The organism is Mesorhizobium sp. M7A.F.Ca.US.005.03.2.1 (assembly GCF_003997795.1).
Classification (GTDB): Bacteria; Pseudomonadota; Alphaproteobacteria; order Rhizobiales; family Rhizobiaceae; genus Mesorhizobium; species Mesorhizobium ciceri.
The window spans coordinates 1-2,673 of sequence record NZ_RZRP01000851.1 but is presented as its reverse complement, the minus strand read 5'-3'; the positions used below and the strand labels follow the sequence as shown (position 1 = coordinate 2,673).

Below are 2,673 nucleotides of genomic sequence, written 5' to 3'. Positions count from 1 at the left end.
ATGCACAACATTCTGAACTGCACGGGCGGCTACCCGGTCGAGCCGACCGATATCCATCCATCCGTCCGCCATCTCGAATGCATCCGCGATCTCAGTGTGCTCACCGACAAGGTGTTCCACATCTATTCGCTCGGCAAGGAACGCAATGTCGACGGCATCGAGATCGCCAGGATCGCGCGCGGCATCAGCCACGAGCAGATGCTCGAAGAGCCGTCCGTCTTCACCATCATCAACACCAATTCGCCGCTCAAGCTCGACGTGCCGATGATGGAAGGCATCATCCAGATGTCGAGCAAGGGCCAGGTCGTCGTCGTGACGCCGTTCACCCTGTCGGGTGCGATGGCGCCTGTCACCATCGCCGGCGCACTGGTGCAGCAGAACGCGGAGGCGCTTGCCGGCATCGCCTTCGCCCAGATGGTGCGCAAGGGCGCCCCCGTTGGATATGGCGGCTTCACCTCCAATGTCGACATGAAGTCCGGTTCACCGGCGTTCGGCACGCCGGAATACATGAAGGCGCAGCTCGTCGGCGGCCAGCTTGCCCGCCGCTACAACATCCCCTACCGCACCTCCAACACCTGCGCCGCCAACACGGTCGACGCGCAGGCGGCTTATGAAAGCGTATTCTCGCTGTGGGGTGCCATCCAGGGCGGCGGCAACCTGATGATGCATGCCGCCGGCTGGCTCGAGGGCGGCCTGCGCTGCTCCTACGAGAAGACCATCCTGGACATCGACCTGCTGCAGATGGTGGCCGAATTCCTGACCCCGCTCGACCTTTCCGAAGAGGCACTCGGCTTCGACGCCATCCAGTCGGTCGGCCCGGGCGGCCATTTCTTCGGCACCCAGCACACGCAGGACCGCTACAAGACCGCCTTCTACTCGCCGATCCTCTCCGACTGGCGCAATTACGAGACCTGGGCGGAAGCCGGCTCCCCGACGGCGCTCGAAAAGGCCAACAAGGTCTGGAAGGAGCGGCTGGCGTCCTATGAGGAGCCTTACATGGACCCGGCCATCCACGAGGAACTCAACGCCTTCGTCGCCAAGCGGCGGTCCGAGGGCGGCGCGCCGACCGATTTTTGATCATCTGTGTTGTTGATGAACAGTCGACCCCCACTCCGTCGAGCTGCGCTCGACACCTCTCCCCCGATCCACGGGGTAGAGGAAGGGCGCGAGCTTATACCGGCTAGCGCCCTTCCTCTCCCTCCGGAGGGGAGAGAGGTGGCGCTGCGAAGCAGCGACGGAGTGGGGGAAGCCATTCACGAAACACGCAGCCGTCGCGAAACAGGCACGCCCCACTCCCCCGATTCAATCTCTCCAAAAGCGGACCTATCTTGATGAAATCTCACGTAAAAGCGGTTGTCATCGGCGGCGGCGTCGTCGGCTGCTCGGTTCTCTACCACCTGGCCAAGGCCGGCTGGACCGACATCATGCTGATCGAGCGCTCTGAACTCACATCCGGCTCGTCCTGGCACGCGGCGGGCGGCTTCCACACGCTGAACGGCGACCCCAACGTCGCCAAGCTGCAGGCCTATACGGTGCAGCTCTACAAGGAGATCGAGGAGATATCCGGCCAGTCCTGCTCGCTGCATTTGACCGGCGGCGTGATGATGGCCGATACGCCCGAGCGCATGGACTTCCTGCGCCTTGCCCACGCCAAGGGCCGCTATCTCGGCATGGACACAGAGCTGATCACCCCTTCCGAAGCCAAGGCGATGTTCCCGCTGATGGACGAGACCAATTTCGTCGGCGCCATGTGGGATCCGGTCGAAGGCCATCTCGACCCGTCCGGCACCACCATCGCCTATTCAAAGGCGGCGAAAAAACTCGGCGCCGAGATCGTGCTGCGCAACCGCGTCGTGGAATTGACGCAGGAGGTCGACGGCACCTGGAATGTCGTCACCGAACAGGGCACGGTGAAGGCCGAGCATGTCGTCAACTGCGGCGGCCTGTGGGCGCGCGAGATCGGCCGCATGGTCGGCGTCGAGCTGCCGGTTCTTGCCATGGAGCACATGTATCTGCTCACCGAGCCGATGCCGGAGGTCGAGGAATTCAACAAGTCGACCGGCCGCGAAATGATCGGCGTGCTCGACTTCAAGGGCGAGATCTACACCCGCCAGGAGCGCAACGGCATCCTGCTCGGCACCTATGAAAAAGCCTGTAAGCCATGGTCGCCGGTCAACACGCCGTGGGATTTCGGCCATGAATTGCTGCCCCCCGACCTCGACCGCATCGCGCCGTCGCTGGAAATCGGCTTCAAGCATTTCCCCGGCATCGAGAAGGCCGGCATCAAGCAGATCATCAACGGCCCCTTCACCTTCGCACTGGACGGCAACCCGCTGGTCGGCCCGGTGCAGGGCCTGACCAATTTCTGGTGCGCCTGCGCCGTGATGGCCGGCTTCAGCCAAGGCGGCGGCGTCGGTCTGGCGCTGTCGAACTGGATGGTGCATGGCGATCCTGGCTTCGATGTCTGGGGCATGGATGTTACACGCTTCGGTGAATGGGCCGGCCTGCGCTACACCAACGCCAAGGTGCGGGAAAACTATTCGCGCCGCTTCTCCATCCGCTTCCCCAATGAGGAACTGCCGGCGGCACGTCCGGCGCAGACGACGCCGCTCTACGACACGATGCTGGCCAGCAACGCGGCCATGGGCGACAGCTGGGGCCTCGAAACCCCGC

The 2,673-nt window shown here is 63.5% G+C and carries 2 protein-coding genes; both read left to right on the top strand.

The genetic code is table 11. The annotated features are described in order from the left end of the window. The coding region (locus EN991_RS31430; RefSeq protein ID WP_127370206.1) for a trimethylamine methyltransferase family protein at positions 1 to 1,077 on the top strand (1,077 nt) is incomplete at its 5' end. Between the two features lie 254 nt (positions 1,078 to 1,331). Then, the coding region (locus EN991_RS31425) for an FAD-dependent oxidoreductase (protein ID WP_127370205.1) at positions 1,332 to 2,673 on the top strand (1,342 nt) is incomplete at its 3' end.